This is a genomic window from Sphingopyxis sp. 113P3 (genome assembly GCF_001278035.1).
Lineage (GTDB): Bacteria > Pseudomonadota > Alphaproteobacteria > Sphingomonadales > Sphingomonadaceae > Sphingopyxis.
Map to the genome: position 1 here is coordinate 806,359 of NZ_CP009452.1, position 18,755 is coordinate 825,113.

General features: G+C 61.0%; 20 protein-coding genes. 12 read left to right on the forward strand and 8 right to left on the reverse strand.

The window, feature by feature from the left end:
- Positions 1-14 precede the first annotated feature (14 nt).
- The 11 genes from LH20_RS03765 (at position 15) to LH20_RS03815 (ending at position 12,318) form a co-directional block, all read left to right on the forward strand.
- A complete protein-coding gene (locus tag LH20_RS03765; RefSeq protein ID WP_053553066.1) occupies positions 15-782 on the forward strand; it encodes a sulfite exporter TauE/SafE family protein in 768 nt (255 codons plus the stop codon).
- A gap of 163 nt (positions 783-945) precedes the next feature.
- Positions 946-1,419 carry an Rrf2 family transcriptional regulator gene (locus LH20_RS03770; RefSeq protein ID WP_053556077.1) on the forward strand — a complete coding sequence of 158 codons (474 nt, stop codon included), beginning with the start codon at positions 946-948 and terminating at the stop codon, positions 1,417-1,419.
- A gap of 263 nt (positions 1,420-1,682) precedes the next feature.
- Positions 1,683-2,579, forward strand: a complete 897-nt coding sequence (locus LH20_RS03775; protein ID WP_053553067.1) for an NAD(P)/FAD-dependent oxidoreductase — start codon at positions 1,683-1,685, stop codon at positions 2,577-2,579.
- Positions 2,580-2,993: 414 nt separating this feature from the next.
- On the forward strand, positions 2,994-4,244 hold the full coding sequence (locus tag LH20_RS03780; RefSeq protein WP_053553068.1) for a sarcosine oxidase subunit beta family protein: 1,251 nt from the start codon (positions 2,994-2,996) through the stop codon (positions 4,242-4,244).
- Between the two features lie 8 nt (positions 4,245-4,252).
- Positions 4,253-4,540 carry a sarcosine oxidase subunit delta gene (locus LH20_RS03785; protein WP_053553069.1) on the forward strand — a complete coding sequence of 96 codons (288 nt, stop codon included), beginning with the start codon at positions 4,253-4,255 and terminating at the stop codon, positions 4,538-4,540.
- Positions 4,537-7,506 carry a sarcosine oxidase subunit alpha family protein gene (locus LH20_RS03790; protein ID WP_053553070.1) on the forward strand — a complete coding sequence of 990 codons (2,970 nt, stop codon included), beginning with the start codon at positions 4,537-4,539 and terminating at the stop codon, positions 7,504-7,506. The genes LH20_RS03785 and LH20_RS03790 overlap by 4 nt, the downstream gene beginning before the upstream one ends.
- Positions 7,499-8,038, forward strand: coding sequence for a sarcosine oxidase subunit gamma (locus LH20_RS03795; protein ID WP_053553071.1), 540 nt, complete (start codon positions 7,499-7,501; stop codon positions 8,036-8,038). The genes LH20_RS03790 and LH20_RS03795 overlap by 8 nt, the downstream gene beginning before the upstream one ends.
- A 92-nt stretch (positions 8,039-8,130) precedes the next feature.
- Entirely contained in the window at positions 8,131-8,964 is an 834-nt protein-coding gene (purU, locus tag LH20_RS03800) for a formyltetrahydrofolate deformylase (RefSeq protein ID WP_442800461.1), read from the forward strand.
- Between the two features lie 3 nt (positions 8,965-8,967).
- Complete coding sequence (gene folD / locus LH20_RS03805) at positions 8,968-9,867, forward strand: bifunctional methylenetetrahydrofolate dehydrogenase/methenyltetrahydrofolate cyclohydrolase FolD (RefSeq protein ID WP_053553072.1); 900 nt, start codon at positions 8,968-8,970, stop codon at positions 9,865-9,867.
- Entirely contained in the window at positions 9,864-11,237 is a 1,374-nt protein-coding gene (locus tag LH20_RS03810; RefSeq protein WP_053553073.1) for an L-serine ammonia-lyase, read from the forward strand. The genes folD and LH20_RS03810 overlap by 4 nt, the downstream gene beginning before the upstream one ends.
- Before the next feature lie 61 nt (positions 11,238-11,298).
- Positions 11,299-12,318 carry a GlxA family transcriptional regulator gene (locus LH20_RS03815; protein WP_083455270.1) on the forward strand — a complete coding sequence of 340 codons (1,020 nt, stop codon included), beginning with the start codon at positions 11,299-11,301 and terminating at the stop codon, positions 12,316-12,318.
- Positions 12,319-12,333: 15 nt separating this feature from the next.
- Here LH20_RS03815 and LH20_RS03820 read toward each other — a convergent pair whose 3' ends face one another.
- From LH20_RS03820 to LH20_RS03840, 5 genes are read right to left on the reverse strand one after another with little or no spacing between them, the layout of a single operon-like run.
- The gene (locus LH20_RS03820; RefSeq protein ID WP_235527105.1) at positions 12,334-13,185 is read right to left on the reverse strand and encodes an SDR family NAD(P)-dependent oxidoreductase; all 852 of its coding nucleotides are present in this window, start codon (positions 13,183-13,185) and stop codon (positions 12,334-12,336) included.
- Entirely contained in the window at positions 13,154-13,951 is a 798-nt protein-coding gene (locus LH20_RS03825; RefSeq protein WP_053553076.1) for an aspartate dehydrogenase, read from the reverse strand. Before LH20_RS03825 ends, LH20_RS03820 begins: the two co-directional genes overlap by 32 nt.
- Positions 13,948-14,925 carry a PDR/VanB family oxidoreductase gene (locus LH20_RS03830; protein ID WP_053553077.1) on the reverse strand — a complete coding sequence of 326 codons (978 nt, stop codon included), beginning with the start codon at positions 14,923-14,925 and terminating at the stop codon, positions 13,948-13,950. Before LH20_RS03830 ends, LH20_RS03825 begins: the two co-directional genes overlap by 4 nt.
- 22 nt (positions 14,926-14,947) lie before the next feature.
- Positions 14,948-15,715: an alpha/beta fold hydrolase gene (locus LH20_RS03835; protein WP_053553078.1), complete on the reverse strand. Its 768-nt coding sequence runs from the start codon at positions 15,713-15,715 to the stop codon at positions 14,948-14,950.
- 8 nt (positions 15,716-15,723) lie between these two features.
- A complete protein-coding gene (locus tag LH20_RS03840; protein ID WP_083455271.1) occupies positions 15,724-16,482 on the reverse strand; it encodes an SDR family NAD(P)-dependent oxidoreductase in 759 nt (252 codons plus the stop codon).
- Between the two features lie 49 nt (positions 16,483-16,531).
- On the opposite strand from LH20_RS03840, the gene LH20_RS03845 reads away from it, so the two are divergent.
- Positions 16,532-17,185 (forward strand): GntR family transcriptional regulator, encoded by a 654-nt coding sequence (locus LH20_RS03845; RefSeq protein ID WP_158501091.1) that lies wholly within the window; start codon positions 16,532-16,534, stop codon positions 17,183-17,185.
- Here LH20_RS03845 and LH20_RS03850 read toward each other — a convergent pair.
- The 3 genes from LH20_RS03850 to LH20_RS03860 are packed head-to-tail and all read right to left on the reverse strand — an operon-like array spanning position 17,175 to position 18,751.
- Positions 17,175-17,639: a cupin domain-containing protein gene (locus tag LH20_RS03850; protein ID WP_053553081.1), complete on the reverse strand. Its 465-nt coding sequence runs from the start codon at positions 17,637-17,639 to the stop codon at positions 17,175-17,177. The genes LH20_RS03845 and LH20_RS03850 overlap by 11 nt on opposite strands.
- A 51-nt stretch (positions 17,640-17,690) precedes the next feature.
- Positions 17,691-17,936 carry a hypothetical protein gene (locus LH20_RS03855; RefSeq protein WP_053553082.1) on the reverse strand — a complete coding sequence of 82 codons (246 nt, stop codon included), beginning with the start codon at positions 17,934-17,936 and terminating at the stop codon, positions 17,691-17,693.
- Positions 17,936-18,751: a hypothetical protein gene (locus LH20_RS03860; protein ID WP_053553083.1), complete on the reverse strand. Its 816-nt coding sequence runs from the start codon at positions 18,749-18,751 to the stop codon at positions 17,936-17,938. Before LH20_RS03860 ends, LH20_RS03855 begins: the two co-directional genes overlap by 1 nt.
- Positions 18,752-18,755 lie beyond the last annotated feature (4 nt).

Here is an 18,755-nt window from a genome sequence, read left to right on the forward strand (position 1 = left end):
GATGTCTTCTGACCATGCATGACCTCTTCCATTTGTTTCTCGGGGCACTTTGCGGTGGCTCCATCGGACTTGTTCTCGGGCTCGTCGGCGGCGGTGGATCGATCCTCGCATTGCCGATGATGATCTACATTATCGGGGTGGGTAATCCGCATATCGCGATCGGAACGTCGGCATTGTCGGTCTCCGCGAACTCAGCGATGGCGCTTATCCATCATGCGCGTGCCAAGACTGTGAACTGGTCGTGCGGGCTTATATTCGCAGCAAGCGGAATGGCTGGAGCACTTGTGGGCGCAAAAGCTGGAATGGCCGTCGACGGACAGAAGCTTCTCCTCCTGTTCGCCGTCATCATGATCGTCGTAGGAGTGTCGATGCTCCGCAACCGGCGACAGGATGGAGTGGTCGATCCGAAGTGCGACCGTCGCAACGCTCCTTCCGTTCTGGGTATCGGGACGGCTACGGGAGCGATGTCAGGCTTTTTCGGGATTGGCGGTGGTTTTCTGATCGTACCCGGACTGATGCGCGCCACCCGGATGCGAGCGATCGATGCGGTTGGAACCAGCCTCCTTGCTGTTACCGCCTTCGGAGTAACGACCGCTGCCAGTTACGCCCTTTCGGGCTTGGTGGACTGGTCGTTGGCCGGCGCATTCATTCTCGGGGGAAGTGCGGGCGCGACTCTCGGGACCAGGCTCTCGCACCGCTTCTCTCGTTCGGGATCGCTCCTCAATGTCTTCGCGGGCCTGATTTTCACCGTCGCAGCCTACATTATTTTTCGCAGCCTCTGATTCACACGCATCGATCAGCTTATTGAGGCACCGCATCGAGCGCTCCTTGTAAAGTTCGCCGCTGGAGGACATCCTAAATGCGTTGTGAGTTGGCTTGCCCGGCAATCCGGGATTGGGCAGGAGCGACATTCATGGGCCCGCAGATCAGGACAAATCGAACCATATGACCAAGGATCGCCGCGCGAGAACGGACGGCAGATTGTCCCGAATGCTCCATGTGCTGCTGCACATGGCGAGGCAGGATGTGGCGTTTACCTCCGACCAGATCGCCAAAATGCTGAACACCAACCCGGTACTTGTCCGCCGCACCATGGCGGGGCTGAGAGAAGCCGGCTATGTTCGCTCCGAGAAGGGACATGGCGGCGGCTGGACCCTTGCGAAAGATCTAAGCAATGTCTCGCTTCTCGACATCTACAAGGCGCTCGGCGGTTCGACCATCTTCGCTATCGGTAACATCAACGATAATCCGGAGTGCGCCGTCGAGCGCGTCGTGAACGGAGCAATGAACGACGCTCTCAACGAGGCTGAAGCGCTCCTCATGGAACGCTTTGAAGCCGTTGCCCTTTCAGACCTGGCACAACAATTTGATGAAATTTGCCGCGCCCGCGGCTGGGATGACAATCCTCATTCGGTTTGAACCGTAAAAGCCGGGCGCCGTCATCCGCGGCCATGGACGGCGCTATTTCCCGAAACCGGCATCTCTATCGACGCGTCGATCCATGCAAATAATGTAATGTCAGGGATTGCGTAAGCAGGCCCTTGAGCTTATTTGTAACTCGACGAGATACGAATCGACCGAGGTGTGTTTTGTTTTCAAGAAGAGCGTTCGTCGGAGTTTCGGCCGTCGCTTCCCTCACCCCCACTTGGATGGGGAAAGCTGCCGCAAAAGGAGTCGGGTATATGCAATATGATGCTGCCGTTATCGGTGGAAGTTTCGCGGGCCTGTCCGCCGCAATGCAGCTCGCGCGCGCGCGCCGCAAGGTCCTCGTGATTGATGCCGGCCTTCCGCGAAATCGCTTTGCCAAGACATCCCACGGCTTCCTCGGCCAAGACGGCCGAGCACCGCAGGAAATTGTCGATATCGGTCGCAGCCAGCTTCTTGCCTATCCGACGGCTCAAATCATTCACGCGGAAGCGTCGGCGGTCGCCCAATCCGAGCAGGCCTTCAGTATCGAATTATCGAACGGTCAGAAGATTAGTGCAGCCCGGCTGGTGCTGGCGACCGGGGTCAAGGATGAATTGCCGCAGATAGCCGGCCTGGAGGATCGCTGGGGTGCCACCGTCCTCCATTGTCCATATTGTCACGGCTATGAGGTGGCAGACCGCCGGATCGGCGTGCTCGGCTCAGGGCCCGGATCGATTCACCAGGCTGCGCTCGTCGCGGACTGGGGACCAGTGACGCTCTTCACAATGGGCGTTGTCCAGCCATCGCCAGAGGACCTAGCCCTGCTTGCGAAGCGAAACGTGCAAATCGAAAATGCGCCTATCGTGGAGCTTGTGGGAGCCGCGCCCGAGATGGAAGCGGTACGGTTGCAGGATGGTCGCGTCCTGCCGCTCGGAGCATTGTTCCTTATGCCGCGAACGCGCTTTGTCAGCGATCTGGCGCTCCGGCTCGGATGTTCGACGGAGGAGGGGCCAATGGGTCCCTACCTCAAGGTTGACGAGCGAAAACAGACCAGCGTGGCGAATCTGTTCGCTGCCGGCGACGTCGCAGCGCCCATGCCGAATGCTACCCTCGCAGCAGCTGCCGGCGTTCTCGCCGGGGGAGCAGCGCATCAGTCGCTGATCTTCGGATAAGCGCTGCTAAACTCGAGGATCAGCTCCCGCCTTTGCACCGAGGCTGATCTGGATTGTACGAGAATTGAACTGCGGGTTCGCGTCCGGCGCACGGCATGCCGCCGCGAACTCCGCAGCTTGCGGTTGTCGAAGGCCGCGCGCGCCTAGCGCCTGACGACCCGGCGCACGTCGATATCCGAGTCCTAGGTTCCTGCCCGACCGGCGATCTGGCTGCAAGGCTATGCCCGGGCGCCAGATGCGCCCGGCAAGGTACGCGATTCGCGTCTGCGCGAAACCTATGGTGAATGGCGCTCGAACGCCCGCATCTTGCCAGCAGGCGAGGTCACAGGCAGCGGCGAACGCCATGGCCTGAATAGACCATCATTTGGCTATTCTGTTCAATTCTCCAACGGTCGCGTGACGCATCATGCACCGATGAAATTCTCTGCCCTAACTCTTCTTCGCGGCGCGATGAGCGGCCAGACCTGCTATCCTCGCCAATGGCGCAAAGCGTCGCCTCGCCCGAGCTATGATATCATCATCATCGGCGGCGGCGGCCATGGTCTGGCGACAGCTTATTATCTTGCCGCAGTTCATGGCGTCACAAATGTCGCGGTCCTCGAGAAGTCGTGGATCGGCGGCGGAAACACGGGCCGAAACACCACCATCATTCGCTCGAATTATCTCTTCGACGAAAGCGCTGCTCTTTATAATCACGCTCTGAAGCTCTGGGCGAACCTGAGCCAGGACATCAACTACAATGTGATGTTCAGCCCGCGTGGTATCCTCATGCTGGCCCACACGGTCCATGACGTTCAGTCAAGCAAGCGCCACGTTCACGCGAATTCGGTCAACGGCGTCGACAATGCCTGGCTCACGCGCGAAGAGGTGGCAGAGTTTTGCCCGGCCCTCAACATGTCGACGAGTGCTCGCTATCCAATCATGGGCGGCGCGCTCCAGCGCAGTGGCGGTACGGCGCGACATGATGCCGTCGCGTGGGGTTATGCCCGCGCCGCGGACGCCCGAGGCGTCGATATCATCGAAAATTGCGCAGTTACCGGCATCGTTCGAAACGAAGCCGGAGCGGTCACGGGTGTCGACACCACCCGCGGATTCATTGGCGCCAACAAGGTCGGGATCGTCGCAGCCGGACGCAGTTCCAACGTCGCAGCTATGGCCGGCTTGCGCTTGCCGATCGAAAGCTATCCGCTGCAGGCGTTGGTATCCGAGCCGGTAAAGCCGGTGCTGGATTGCGTGGTCATGTCCAACTCGGTGCATGGCTATATCAGCCAGTCCGATAAGGGCGAACTGGTCATAGGCGCCGGCTCTGACGCCTATGTCAGCTACAGCCAGATGGGAAGCGCGCACGTCGCCACGCAGGCGATCGAGGCCGTATGCGAGCTATTTCCACAATTTGCCCGGATGCGGATGATGCGCAATTGGGGCGGGATCGTAGACCTGACTCCGGACCGGTCCCCGATCATCGGCAAAACATCAGTGCCCGGTTTGTTTCTCAACTGCGGATGGGGAACGGGCGGCTTCAAGGCTACGCCAGGTTCGGGACATGTTTTCGCGCACACGCTCGCCACTGGTGAACCCCATCCGATCGCGGCGCCTTTTTCATTAGAGCGCTTCACCTCCGGCAACCTCATCAACGAGGCGGCAGCTGCCGCCGTGGCCCACTGAGGTCTTTTATGCTTCTGATTCAATGCCCCTTTTGCGGACCTCGTCCCGAAATTGAATTTCGCTACGGTAGCGAAGCCCATATCAGCCGGCCGGACGATCCCAGTGCGCTCGACGATAATGAATGGCGCGCGTTTCTCTACGAGAAAAGCAATCCAGCCGGCGAACATGCCGAGCGGTGGCAGCATGTCCACGGTTGCAGGCGCTACTTCAACGCCATCCGCAACACGGTAACCGACGAATTCCTGACGAGCTATCCTGCCGGATCGCCTCGCCCAACCAAAGGGGAAGGCGAATGACCGCTTTCAGCAGATTGCAGACGGGCGGGCGGATCAATCGCCGCACGGTGCTTCGTTTCAGCTTCGACGGCCGTTCGATGACCGGATACGCCGGCGACACTCTCGCCAGCGCCTTGCTGGCAAACGGTGTCAGCCTGGTGGGTCGCTCGTTCAAATATCATCGACCGCGCGGTGTCGTCGGCGCGGGCGTCGAAGAGCCGAACGCACTGGTCGAGATCGACCGCGGCGAAGGCCGCCGCGAGCCCAATGTGCAGGCCACAACCGTCGAACTATATGACGGTCTCGTCGCGCGCAGCCAGAACCGGTGGCCGTCGCTGCGATTCGACATCGGGGCGGTCAACGGACTGGGTTCTAAGCTGATCCCGGCCGGCTTTTACTACAAGACCTTCATGTGGCCCTCCTGGGCGTGGAAGAAGCTCTACGAGCCGAACATCCGGCGGGCAGCGGGTCTTGGCCGGCCGCCGGTCAGCGCGGACCCCGATCGCTATGACGTGCAATTCAGCCACTGTGAGTTGCTGATCATCGGCGGGGGCCCGGCTGGTCTCGCCGCGGCGCTGGCGGCGAGCGACCAAGACAAACGTATCATATTGTGCGACGAAGGCAGCGAACTTGGCGGGTCGCTGCTACGCGATCCCTCCGCAAGGATCGATGGGCTCTCCGCGGGAAAATGGATCGACAAGGTCCGGAGCATCCTTGCCAGCCGCCCCAATGTCAAAATACTCACCCGCGCGACTGGCTTCCGTTACGGAACGCATAACATGGTCGACATCGCGGAACGGGTTAGCGACCATCGGCCGCCAGCGGCCGGACCGGAGCTCCGTCAGCGCTGGCACCGCGTCCGCGCCGAGCAGGTCATCCTCGCGACCGGCGCGCATGAGCGCCCGGTGCTTTTCGGCCGGAACGACCTGCCGGGGGTCATGCTCGCATCGGCGGCGCAGACCTATGTGGCTCGTTATGGCGTGCGACTTGGCCGTAGGGCCGTCGTCCTCACGCGGGATGATTCTGGTTATTCTGCGGCGGTCACCTTGGCCAGAAGCGGCCTCGAGGTCTGCATCTGTGACCTGCGTTCTGCCGCGCCGAGCGACCTCAAGCGCGAAGCCGTTGCGATCGGCATCAACGTTCTCGAAGCTACACGCCCCGTCAGGGCAAAGGGAAAATCGCGCGTCCGCTCGATCGAAGTCCAGCTCCCGGACGGGACAACCCATAGGCTCGCATGCGACGTCGTGGCGATGGCGGGTGGTTGGACGCCCGCGATCCATCTGTTCTCGCAAGCCCGCGGCAAAACCCGGTTCGAGGAAACCATCGAGGCCTATGTGCCGGCAAATTCGCTTCACGGTATTGCGTGCGTCGGCGCCTGCCGGGGGGATTTCGGTCTGGGCACAGCGCTGGAGCAGGGCTTCGCCGCTGGCCGCACCGGAGCCGATCAGGCATCGACGCAGTCTCCACCACGGTGTGACCACCGGGACAGGGATTATGACATGCGGAATGTCCCGATCGCACTGGGCGGCACGGCGTCGATGGCGTTTGTCGATTATCAGAATGATGTGACGACGAAGGACCTGCGCCTTGCGGTTCGGGAAGGATTCCTGTCGGTCGAGCATTTCAAGCGCTTCACCACGACCGGGATGGCTACCGATCAGGGCCGGACGTCAAACCTGAACGCCATGGCAGTCGCAGGCGACGCGATGGGCGTCACGATGGGGGAAGTGGGAATTACCACCTTTCGCCCTCCCTACACCCCGATCCCGTTCGGGACATTGGCCGGGTATAATCGCGGCGACACCTTCGTACCTTCGCGGCGAACCCCTTCGCATGATTGGGCCGTAGCTCATGGTGCCGTGTTCGAGGATGTCGGCCTGTGGAAGCGCGCGCGTTACTTTCCGCGGGATGGCGAAGACATGGAAAGCGCCGTCCGGCGCGAATGCCGGGCTACGCGCGCCACGGCCGGCATTCTGGATGCTTCAACGCTCGGCAAGATCGAGGTCGTCGGCCCGGATGCCGCCGAATTCATGAACCGGATGTATGTCAACGCGTGGTCCAAGCTGAAAGTCGGATCATGTCGCTACGGCGTGCTGCTGCGTGAAGATGGCTATGTGTTCGATGATGGCGTCGTAGGCCGCATTGCAGATGATCGTTTTCACGTTACCACCACCTCGGGCGGCGCAGCCAATGTCTTCAACCTGATGGAGGACTATCTCCAGACCGAGTGGCCCTATCTCGATGTATGGCTGACCTCGACGACCGAGCAATGGGCGGTTATCGCGGTACAAGGCCCAAAAGCCAGGGACATTCTCGAACCGCTGGTAGAAGGCATCGACCTCTCTCACGAGGCCTTTCCGCACATGTCTGTCCGCGAGGGTATGATCCTGGGCGTTCCTACGCGCCTGTTCCGCGTGAGCTTCACGGGCGAACTCGGCTTCGAGGTCAATGTCCCCTCCTCGCGCGGTGCAGAGATCTGGAATGCTCTCATCGCCGAAGGCGAACGGCATGGCGCCGTACCCTATGGAACCGAGGCCATTCACGTTCTTCGCGCCGAGAAGGGTTTCATCATCGTGGGCCAGGAAACGGACGGCACGGTGACGCCGGACGACGTCGGGCTCACTTGGGCGATCGGGAAAACCAAACCCGATTTCGTTGGCAAGCGATCGCTGGCTCGCCCTGATCTCGTACGACCGGGGCGCAAGCAATTGGTCGGTCTACGGCCGATCGGCCATGACCGTGTCCCGGACGAGGGAGCTCAACTCATCGCAACCGGCCCGGCATCTCGCCCCTCGTCGCAGGGCCATGTCACCTCGGCTTATTGGAGCGACGCCGCCGGCGGGCCGATCGCCCTGGCTTTGCTCGCCGATGGCCGCGCGCGTCATGGCGAAACCATTGAGGTTACGACGCTCGGCGGTCCCCCGACCCCTTGGCGCATTGGTGAGCCGGTATTTTTCGATCCCGCAGGAGAGCGCGTCAATGCTTGATCCAGACATCGAACGGCGGATCGCGAGCCTCAAGACGACGCGCGTGGAGATCGGCACCGCCACTCCGCGGTACGCCTGGTCGCTTCGCGCGCGCGCCGCCCAAGTCGACGAGGCGGCGAAAGCCTGGCGCGCGCCGCTTCCGGCTGACCCTCTTTCGGTCCAAGAGGAGGATGGTCGCTGGGCGGCTCATTTGGGTCCCGACGAGTGGCTGCTGCGTGCTGCGGACGGATCTGCCGCAAGCGCGCTATTCGAGTTGGGAAGTGCGGGACCGATTTCGATCGTCGATATCTCTGATCGCGAAGTGGAATGGTGTGTGCGGGGCGATGCCGCCCGGACTGTGTTGGCAGCCGGCTGTCCGCTCGACCTCGACGAGAAGGCATTTCCCTCTGTTCGCGCCACGCGCACGGTTTTCGGGCAAACCGAAATAGTGCTCTGGCGCGGCCGCCAGGCCGATGAATGGTGCCTTCGCGCCTTACGTTCTTATTCCGACCATCTGACGCGCCATTGGGCGGCCGTCATCGCGAACCTTTGAAGCGGACCATAGCAATGAACTACAGCAACAATCCCGCGGCGCATCCCGCGACCGCCGATACGCGCCGCACTCCAACGCTCTTCTGCGTCACGGTGTCGTGCCCCAACAAGCCGGGCATCATGGCGGGGATCACGACCGAGCTCTTTCGTCATGGCGCGGACGTGCAGGAAGCCCACCATTTTTGCGATGCCGATACGGGCATGTTCTTCGTGCGTATCACCTTTACCTTGCAAGACGAGGCTGCGTTCGAGGCGCTTCGCGGGAGCTTCGCGATCCACGCAAACGAGCACGGCATGGACTGGGCCATGCGAATGGCGGAGGAGAGGCGCAAGGTACTGCTGCTGGTTTCAAAGTTCGACCATTGCCTGGTCGATCTGTTGTACCGCTGGCGTATCGGTGAGCTGAAAATGGATCCGGTCGGCATCGTTTCGAACCATCCGCGCGAGATTCACCGCAACCTGGACTTTGGCGATATTCCGTTTCACCATCTGCCCGTCACGAAGGACACGAAGGCCGAGCAGGAAGCACGCATCAAGGCACTGGTGGACGAGACCGGAGCCGAGCTTATCGTGTTGGCCCGCTATATGCAGATCCTCTCGGACGATCTTGCCGCGTTCCTCAGCGGGCGCTGCATCAACATCCACCATAGCTTCCTCCCTGGTTTCAAGGGTGCCAAGCCTTATCACCAGGCGCACGAACGTGGCGTCAAACTGATCGGCGCCACGGCACATTATGTGACCGCAGATCTCGACGAAGGCCCGATCATCGAGCAGGACGTCGAGCGCATCAGCCATCAGGATAGCGCCGAAGACCTGGTACGCAAAGGTCGCGACATCGAGCGAAGAGTCCTGGCCCGCGCGGTCGCATTCCATCTTGCAGGCCGATCTTTTGCCAACGGCGCCAAAACCGTCGTGTTTCGAGACTGAGCCATGACGGCAGCACGTATCGACGGGGCCGCCGAGGCGCGGCGGCTGAGACAGGAGATCGCTCGCCAGGTCACCGCTTTCCCCCAGCACGACAGGCCGGGCCTCGCTGTGGTCCTCGTCGGCGACGATCCCGCGAGCGGGGTCTACGTCCGATCGAAAGCCCGGATGACGGCCGAGGTCGGCATGAACTCGATCGAGCACAGATTGCCGGCGAGCACCGAAGAAGCGGAACTGCTGATTTTGATCGACCAGCTCAACCGCGACGAAGCCGTCGACGGCATACTCGTTCAATTGCCGTTGCCGCCATCGATCGACCCGCTGAAGGTAATTCAGGCAATCGACCCTTCCAAGGATGTCGACGGCTTTCATCCCCAGAATGCCGGCGCTTTGGCGACCGGCATGAGCGGGCTCGTCCCCTGCACGCCGCGCGGTGCGCTGCATCTGCTCAAAACGGCGCGGGAAGATCTCTCCGGCCTCTCGGCAGTGATCGTCGGCCGATCCAATATTGTCGGAAAGCCAATGGCGCACCTTCTGTTGGCAGAAAACTGCACGGTCACCCTGGCCCATTCGCGCAGTATCAACCTCCCCGACATCGTCCGGCAGGCCGATATTGTCGTAGCGGCAGTCGGTCGCCCCGAATTCATCCGTGGGAGCTGGCTCAAGCCGGGAGCCATCGTGATCGATGTCGGGATCAACCGCATATCGGAAGCAGGCGCGAAAGACCGGATCGTGGGAGACGTCGCTTTCGCCGAAGCCTCGAATGTCGTCTCAGCCCTCACGCCGGTTCCGGGCGGTGTTGGCCCCATGACGATTGCCTATCTGCTTCAAAATACGCTGGATGCAGCGCGCCGACGGCGCGGTGTTATCGGCAGCGCTCAGGACGAAGCCGCTTCGTCGTTATGATGATCAGCACATTCGAGCTGTTCAAGCAGGGCGTCGGCCCCTCGAGCAGTCATACCATGGGGCCAATGATCGCCGCAGCCGGGTTTGTCGACGAGTTGGCAGCACGCGGACTTCTGCCACGCGTTTCTACCATTACGGTGACCCTTTACGGATCGCTGGCGCTCACCGGCCGGGGGCATGCGACGGACCGAGCGGTTCAGCTCGGCCTGATGGGCCTCACCCCCGACCGCCTCGACCCCGATGCCGCCGAAAGCCTTTTACAGGAGGTCGCGGCGCAACGCACGCTTCGGCTGCAGGGCACGCGCGACATTAGATTCGATCGTGACCAGCACATCGTCTGGGCAAAGCGCGAGCGCCTGGCGCGTCACGCAAATGCACTCAAGATCGAAGCCCGTGATGACGGAGAGGCTGTGCTCGCCGCCGAAACCTATTATTCAATCGGGGGCGGCTTTGTCATTGCGGAAAGCGATGGCGACAAGCCTCTCGCAGCCGACAACAGGCGCGAGCCCCCGTTTCCTTTCGGCTCCGCAGAAGATCTGCTTCGACAAGCGAGCGAACATGGCCTGACCATCGCCGAACTGATGCTGGCCAATGAATTGGCATGGCGCGGGGAAAGCGAAATAGTGTCGAGCCTGGACGCAATCGCTTCGGCCATGAATGATTGTATCGATCGAGGTTTGCGTCAGACAGGACAATTGCCGGGTCACCTTGGCGTCGCGCGGCGCGCGCGTTCGATGTTCGAGAAGCTGGAGTTGAAAGACGCCGGCGCCAGCGACCCACTCGCGGCCATGGACCGGATCAACCTTTGGGCGATGGCGGTCAACGAAGAAAATGCCGCGGGCGGCCGCGTCGTTACCGCCCCGACCAATGGTGCCGCCGGCGTGATTCCCGCGGTCTTGCGCTATTATGACCATTATCATCGCGGCACTTCGGAAGGGCACCGTATCTTTCTATTAACCGCAGCCGCGATTGGCGCCCTCTATAAGCGTAATGCCTCGATTTCAGGCGCGGAAGTCGGCTGTCAGGGCGAGGTGGGCGTCGCCTGCTCAATGGCGGCCGGAGCCCTTTGCGCCGTGCTGGGCGGCACGAACCGTCAGATCGAAAATGCCGCGGAGATCGGGATGGAGCATAACCTCGGCCTGACTTGCGATCCGATCGGTGGGCTGGTCCAGATTCCATGCATCGAGCGCAATGCGATGGGCGCGGTGAAAGCGGTGGATGCAGCAAAGATCGCGTTGCTGGGCGACGGCATTCACCACGTCTCGCTCGATAGAGTGATCGACACCATGAAGCGCACGGGCGCCGACATGAATGAGATCTACAAAGAAACCTCGCTAGGAGGATTGGCGGTCAATCAGGTGGAGTGCTAGGTATCGTTTGACCGCGCGATAGCGCCTTATCGATTGCTGCTGATTCTGGCACATATTGGTCATGGAAGTATCTATTTCGCCACCGATGTCCCCCGGCGTCCCCGAACTGCGCGTGGGGATCGTTCCCCTTAAAAATTTCACCATGCTCGCCTTCGCCGGCTTTATCGATACGCTGCGCCTCGCCGCTGACGAAGGGGATCGATCGCGACAGCTGAGATGTCAGTGGACGATCATGAGCGAAGGCCGCCAGTCTGTTCGCGCCAGCAACGGTACCGTCATCCAGCCAACCAGCGATCTGACGAACGTGCCTCGATTTGACTATATCGTCGTGGTGGGCGGTACGCTGCATGAAGCCGATCCCGACAGTCCCGTTCTGTCCGCCTATCTGAAAGACGTCGCGGAGACGACGCCATTGGTGGGGCTGTGCAATGGCGTGCTGACCCTTGCACGCGCAGGTTTGATGAAGGGACGCCGTGCGTGCGTGAGCTGGTTTCATCACCTGGATTATGTTGCCGAGTTCCCGGAACTCGCGCTGGTATCTGACCGCATGTTTCTGGTGGACGGCAATCGGATCACCTGCCCGGGTGGCGTCAGCTCGATTCACCTGGCGAGTTGGCTGGTTGAGAAGCATTTGGGAGCTGGGGCAGCCGCGAAAGGGTTGCGCATCATGCTGGAAGATTCCGCGGCAGACGGCGCAGCAACACAGCCGCTACCCGCACTCGACATCTTTACCAAAACGCGCGACCAACGTGTACGCAAGGCCGTTCTCGCGATGGAGCGTCTGCTCGACCGCAGCCTCGAACTGGCAGACCTGGCGCGGTTGGCAGGCTCGACGCCTCGCCATCTCTCACGCCTCTTCGTGACGGAGCTTGGATTGACGCCGAAGGCAGCGCTCGAACGGATGCGGATCGCGAAAGCGCGCCGGCTCATCACGGATACGGGGTGGTCGATCGCCCAAATCGCCGTAGAGTGCGGCTTTGCCGACGCATCGCATTTGACCCGCCGGCTACGCGCGAGTGACGGTATCACGCCCGGACGGCTGAGGGATCAAAGCAGGGCGAATGCCGGGCATGCAAGCTGACCAGATATAAGTCGGTCAACCCGCGATCGGACCCGGCGCTCCGCTGCCGCGCATCGATACACCGCCATCCAGCGTGAGGATCGTTCCGCTGGCAAGATTGGCGCGCGCCGCGGAGGCCAGGAACAGATAGGCCTCGGCGAAATCACTGAGCTCGCCAAAACGCCTCAATGGCATGTTTGCCTCCTGAGGCCCGGTCGCAACTGCGTCCTTCTGAGCCATGCTTTCGAGCCCTCGAAGCTGGGTAGGAACATAGCCGGGCGCCACGGCATTGACGCGCACGTCCGGCGCGAGTTCCAGCGCCAGCTGCCGTGTCAGGCCCGTTATGGCATGCTTGGCGGCAACATAAAGTGCGCCGCCGAAGCCGGGAATTGAGCCCGAGATCGAACTGGTGAAGATGATCGATCCGTTCGAGGCCTTCAGTGCCGGCGCCGCCGCGCGCGCACCAAGCATATAACCTTTGACATTGATGCCGAAGAGTTCGTCGAATGCCTGCGCCAGTTCTGCTTCGTCGTAGGTCTCGAACCGCCGCTTGTGGTCATAGACTCCGGCATTGCCGATAAACACGTTGAGGCGCCCGAAACGCTCGAGCGCAATCGCAACCGCGCGCTGGTTGTCCTCCATCGATCTGACGTCGCCCAGCACGGGAACGTAATGTTCGTTATCCGGGCCCGATGGCGAAGACGCTGCGCTACGATTGAGAGCGACCACGCCATATCCGTCAGCGAGAAACCGGGCAGCGACGGCCGCGCCGATACCGCTGCTCGCGCCGGTGATGACGATTGCCTTAGAGGGATGGGTCACGCTGTTCTCTGCTCCACTTTCCAAAGCGCCTGCTTCATATGACGATTGGCTGAGCCAGGCCGCCAAGCAGACGCGCTATACTGTGCGCCGTAAGCGCCGAGGTCTTGGGATTAACAAGCGATGGCTTGCCATTGATGCTCACCTGAAAAGAGCCGTCAGCTCCTTCGAAGGACAGCTCATGGATATTGCTCGTTACACCAGGGTCGGCCACGAGCCTCACTTCGGTCTTGTCGAACCCGAGCCCTGCAAGCGCGACCGTAGCAGCGACGTTCGAGTTCTTGGGATAGAGCAGAGCGGCTTCGCGCGCGTTGCCCTCGTAAATGGTCGTGGGCTCGTCGATATTCTCAAGATCAACCGCGGCGCCAGCCTGGGTGCCTTGCCATGCCCGCGGCGGCTTGCGTCCGGTATAGCATACGCGATCGAGACCACCGATTTTGGCCGCGGCCAGCGCCTCTATTCCCGCCATCGCCCCGGCTGCCAGGATGAGGCGTGCATTTCCGTTGCGCGCCGCTTCCCGGAGACGGACAAGCAAGTCCGGGTCCGCCAGTGCTCCGATCGATACGATCATCATCGGGATGCCCGCAAGAAGCACGGTTTCTCCGTAGGCGATAACCGCATCATGACCCGCACATTCAACGATGATGTCCGGGCGTGTTGCGAGTAATTCCGCGATACCGCTGACAACCGGACTCGGGGCATTACAGACGGGCGAGCGCGCCAATATTGCCGAGATCGTCGCGTTGAGATCGACCGAATGTTCGAGAGCGTCGACCACCGAGCGTCCGATGCCGCCGTAGCCGATCATGCCAATGCGAAGCGCCTTGCCGCTCATTGGTCGAACTCCAGAACCAGCAGAGGCGTCTTCGATCGCGAAACGCAGGTTTGAATAAGTTCGTTCGAGGCGCGATCGGCATCGCTCAGATAATAATCGCGATGGTCCGGCACCCCCGCCAAAACTCTGGCCTGGCACATACCGCAGTCGCCCCGTTCGCAGTCGTACATGACGTCCTCTCCGGCCGCGAGGAGAGCTGCCAGGATGGTCTGATCGGCAGCGACATGTACGCGCTTGCCCGAAGGCGACAATTCCACGTCAAATGGCTGGTCGCCCTCCTGCGATTGCGGTTCGGCGAAGATTTCGAAATTGAGGCGTCCAGCCGGCCATTCCTGCTGCCGCGCATATTCGATCGCGGCATCCAGCATGGGCTTTGGTCCACAGATGTACACCGGCCGGTCCGCCGCAAGCCCGTTCAGGATCGCGGCCATATCGAGAATACCAGACTGGTCATCGGTATGGATCGCGAGGTTTCCATCGCACAGAGCTTCGAGTTCGGACAGGAAGGCAAGCTGATCGCGGGCCCGGCCAGCATAGACCATGTCGAACCCCGCTCCGCTCGCCCGCAGCGTGGCTGCCATCGACAGCAAAGGCGTGACGCCTATTCCCCCGGCGAGAAGCAAGGGTCTCTGCTCCCCCGGTTCCAGCGGAAACCGATTCTCGGGCTTCGAAATCCAGACATGATCGCCAGGCTTCAGATCGTGAATGTAGCGCGACCCGCCCTTGCTACTCTCTTCCAGGCGTACACCCAGTCGGTAGGATTGCGGGCGGTCGATCGCAACGCTGTCCGGATCCGCATTTATCAGCGAATAGGATCGCGTTTCACCGTTGGGCAGCCTCACGCGCACATGCGAGCCGGCCGTCCACGGAGGCAGGATTGCAGAGACGGAACGCAGTTCCACCGACCGGATTTGCGGCGACTCCGCTTTGACGGCGGCAACGACCGTTTCGATATATTCGCGGTCGTCTGTCATGTCTTTTCAACTCGATTTTGCGTCATGCTGGGCCGTCCAAAAGAAAAGCGTCCAAAAGAAAGGTGCGCAGCGCATCGGCGAACCGGTCTGGCTGTTCGATGTGCGGTGCATGGCCTGCCTCCGCGATCAGTTCATATCGCGCGCCCGGAAGAGCGGCCGCCAGCGTCTCGGAAGGGCCTCGGCCGGTGACCGTGTCCTGCTCACCGCACAGGATGAGTGCTGGCGCGGACAGATCATTGAGCCAGGGCCGTGCATCGGTCGATGCAATGATTTCCGCCACGGTGATATAGCCGGTGGGCCTGACGCGTCGCATCGCACGCGCTATCTCCTCGAGGGCCTCCGGAGGCGCCCCGGGAGCCGCAATTTCAGCCGCGCGCTCCAGGCTATTCTCGCTGAGATGGGGAGCCATCTCGCGCCGCATATTCAACCAGCGTTCGCGCTCTCCCGCCGCGCCGATGGAACGACCCAATGTCGCATCAGCCAGGATCAGCGACCGGACCAGATGCGGATGCCGCCTTGCGAGGGCAAGGGCACACAAGCCACCGAACGAAACGCCGACGACATGCGTCGCGGCTCCATTGAGCAAGGCTGCGATCGCATCGAGGATCGGGTCCAGCCCGGGGCCGTCGGGATCCGGTGAGTCACCGTATCCGGGCAAATCTACAGCGATGCAGCGGAAATCCTTATCGAGGCGGCGTATTGTTTCGTCCCATGAAACACGGCTTCCGCCGATTCCGTGGAGGAACAGGACCGAGGGTCCTTGACCGCTGCGGGTTGTGGCCAGTGTCATCGGGACAGTCACAGCAGCCCCCTCATTTCACCGCCGTCCAAGACATAGCCCGAGCCGGTGACAAACGCGGTCGAGGTTCCGCAAAGGGTCGCGACGAGGGCACCGAAATCTTCCGGATTTCCGCCATTCTGTTCGGATCTGCCGAGCTCCGCCATCCGCGCGGTTCGATGCGGACCGGCAAAGACGGCATTGATGGTGATACCGTCCTGATTGAGCTCCGGCGCAGCGCTCTTGGCCCACGCCCACAACGCACTTCGGGCGGTGGCCGACAAGGTTAAGAACGATTTGGGAGCCTTGACGCTGGTAGAGGAGATGATGATGATCCGGCCCCAGCGGTTCTCGCGTAGCGGACCTAATCCAGCGCGAATGAGACGGACTGCGGGGTAGAACGCAGTCGCGAATGCTTGCTGAAAATCGTCATCATTTACGGCGAGGGGCTCCGCGCGCGGAGGACCGGGTGTGTTGACAATGAGGATATCCAGCCTGCCAAATTTCTCGAGCGCCATTTTCACGGCCCGCTCCGGAGTTTCCAAGTCGAGAAGATCGGCCGATACGCCGACCACTTGGCCCGGATAGCTTTCCTCCAACCGGCTAAGCTCCTCGGCACTCCGCGACAGCGCGACGACTTTCGCGCCTTCGCCTATCAATGCTTCAGCTGTGGCGCGTCCCAAGCCTCTCGACGCTCCTGCGACGACGGCGACGCGATCCCGTAAACCTAAATCCACTGCACATATCCTTGAATTAGCATCTAGTATTCTAGATACCATGTTAGTATGGGTCGCTCACAAGCTGAGGGGAACGCTCTAAATGAAGTCCATGCCACCGCTCTTCCGCGCACAGAGTCTGGCCCAGCAGGCCTATCACACGATTCGAAGAGCGATCCGCGATGGACAGATTCCGCAAGGGGAGTTTTTCTCTGAGACGACCTTCGCCGAAATGCTCGGCGTTTCGCGGACGCCCGTCAGAGAAGCCATGCTCGACCTGTTCCGCGAAGGCGTGGTTGAAATCATTGCCAAGCGGGGTTTTCGCCTCGCGGTTCTCGACGACAACGCGATCATTGAAGTCAGGATGTTGAGGGTCGCCTTGGAGAGTCTCGTTATCCGCCGCCTCTGCGAAGTTGCGACCAAGGAAGATATTGTCGAACTGCGTAAGGTCCTCGCTGGCGAGGCCACCGAGGAAGACGATATCTTCAGCATCGACGAGGCATTCCACATGCGAATGGCCGAGATCGCCGGGCTGCATCAGGTCAAGCGCATCCTGCTTGGCGTCCGGGGCAAAATGTATCTGATCGCCAGCGGCGCGCATGTGGCTCAACCGCGAACCGATCAGGTTGTCGACGAACATTCTGAACTCCTCGACCTGATTTCCCGAAAGGACTGCCAAGCAGCCGTTGATGCCGTCACCGCGCATGTGGAGCGTTCGATCGATGCCTTCCTCGCCGCGCGTGATAATTCTCCCGCTACTCGCTGACGTCCGTGGCTGTGCGCGTTGCAGGATCGACCTTCACACGGCGCCGCGCGCCGCCCGTGTGGCCCGCCTCATATTCCCTGATGGCTTCGCCCTCGGGAAACGCCGTAAAGAAGGTTTCATGGATGGGGGCTCCCAACGCACCATAGAGGTGAACCGGCGTTTCACCCGCACAGCCGAAGCTGTGGTTGGTGTGCGGCGGGATGATGACGCACGCAGGTGCCTCAACGACCTTCTTTTCGCCGTCCACCTCGAGCTGAAGCGCGCCTTCCACAATTACCAGATGCTCTTCATAAGTGTGGAAATGCTCGGACACACCCGAACCGGGCTTGAAGATTTGTTCGCCGACCCGAACCTGCGAAGCCCCGTCAACCTCGCCAGACCAGCTGCGCGAAAGCACGCCCGGCCTCCATTCCTCCCAGGGACGATCCTTTAGCGAGATGATGTAATGCGCCATTAGTAACTCCTGATCACGTAAATCTGTTGAAACACGAATAGAGGATTCGTCTCATTCTTTTGGAATATTTTGATAATATTGCTCATTGCTCATCCCGGTAGCTCTGGCGAAATAGAGCAAGGCCATTGGATGAGCGCCAAATCTGTAGAGAAAGCCTACGTCCCCCTCGCGGATCGCTTTCTGCATCTCATCGGGGAATCTTGCGTCGGCGATCACCGTATCGGGATCGGAGGCGAAGCGAGATGCCAGGCCGCCGCGCGTGATATCGACAAGAAACTGGTTAAGCCGGTCCAGCATCAGACGTCCTCCCAAAGAAGCTGGTGAACGCCCATGTTCCACCCCTCAGCGAAGGGAATCCTAGTGATGGTGACCGGCTTGCGCGGTTGACTTGCCGCGGCGACAACTATCCAGTTGCGTATTTCATGGGTTCCATTCCCGGCCGCGTCGAGTTCGGCATCCGCGATCTCGCATACGGCCTCCACATCGCCGGCGAGCAACGACTTCAGTATCCATCTGTCGAGATCTCGATCGACATCGAACACGCCGGGCGTGCCGACGCTATGCGAGAGGCCGCCGGTCGCCAGCAAACCTATCCGGCGGCTTCCGCCCAACTCATCGATCAGTTTGCCCAGCGTCCTGCCGAATTGCGCGCATCGCGCCAGCGAGGGAAGCGGAGCAAAGATGCTGTTAACGACGATCGGGATGACTGAAACCGCCTCGGCAAGCTTCATCAGGTGCAACGGCACGATGGTCCCGTGATCGAGCACCAACTCAGTCGAGTGAGCGGGCTCGAAACCGGCATCATAAAAGCCCCGGGTAAGAGCTTTCGCAAACGCCGCATCTCCTTTGATATCTTCCACCGGCAAGTTGAAATGTCGCTCGGGGAAGACAGGGTGCCGATCTCCGCAGCCGATCATGAACGGCGGCGCCATTTTGGGCGAGAGATTGACGATGTGCTCGCTCGTCACGACAACCAGAGTGTCGATTTCGGCGGCACCATAGGCTTCGCTCAATCGCGCGAAGCCATCCATTGTCGCGGCAAGATCGGGCTTCCGTGCGCGGTCTGGCCAGCCGGTAAGATACGGCGCGTGAACGGTTGCGGCTGCAATCATGTCT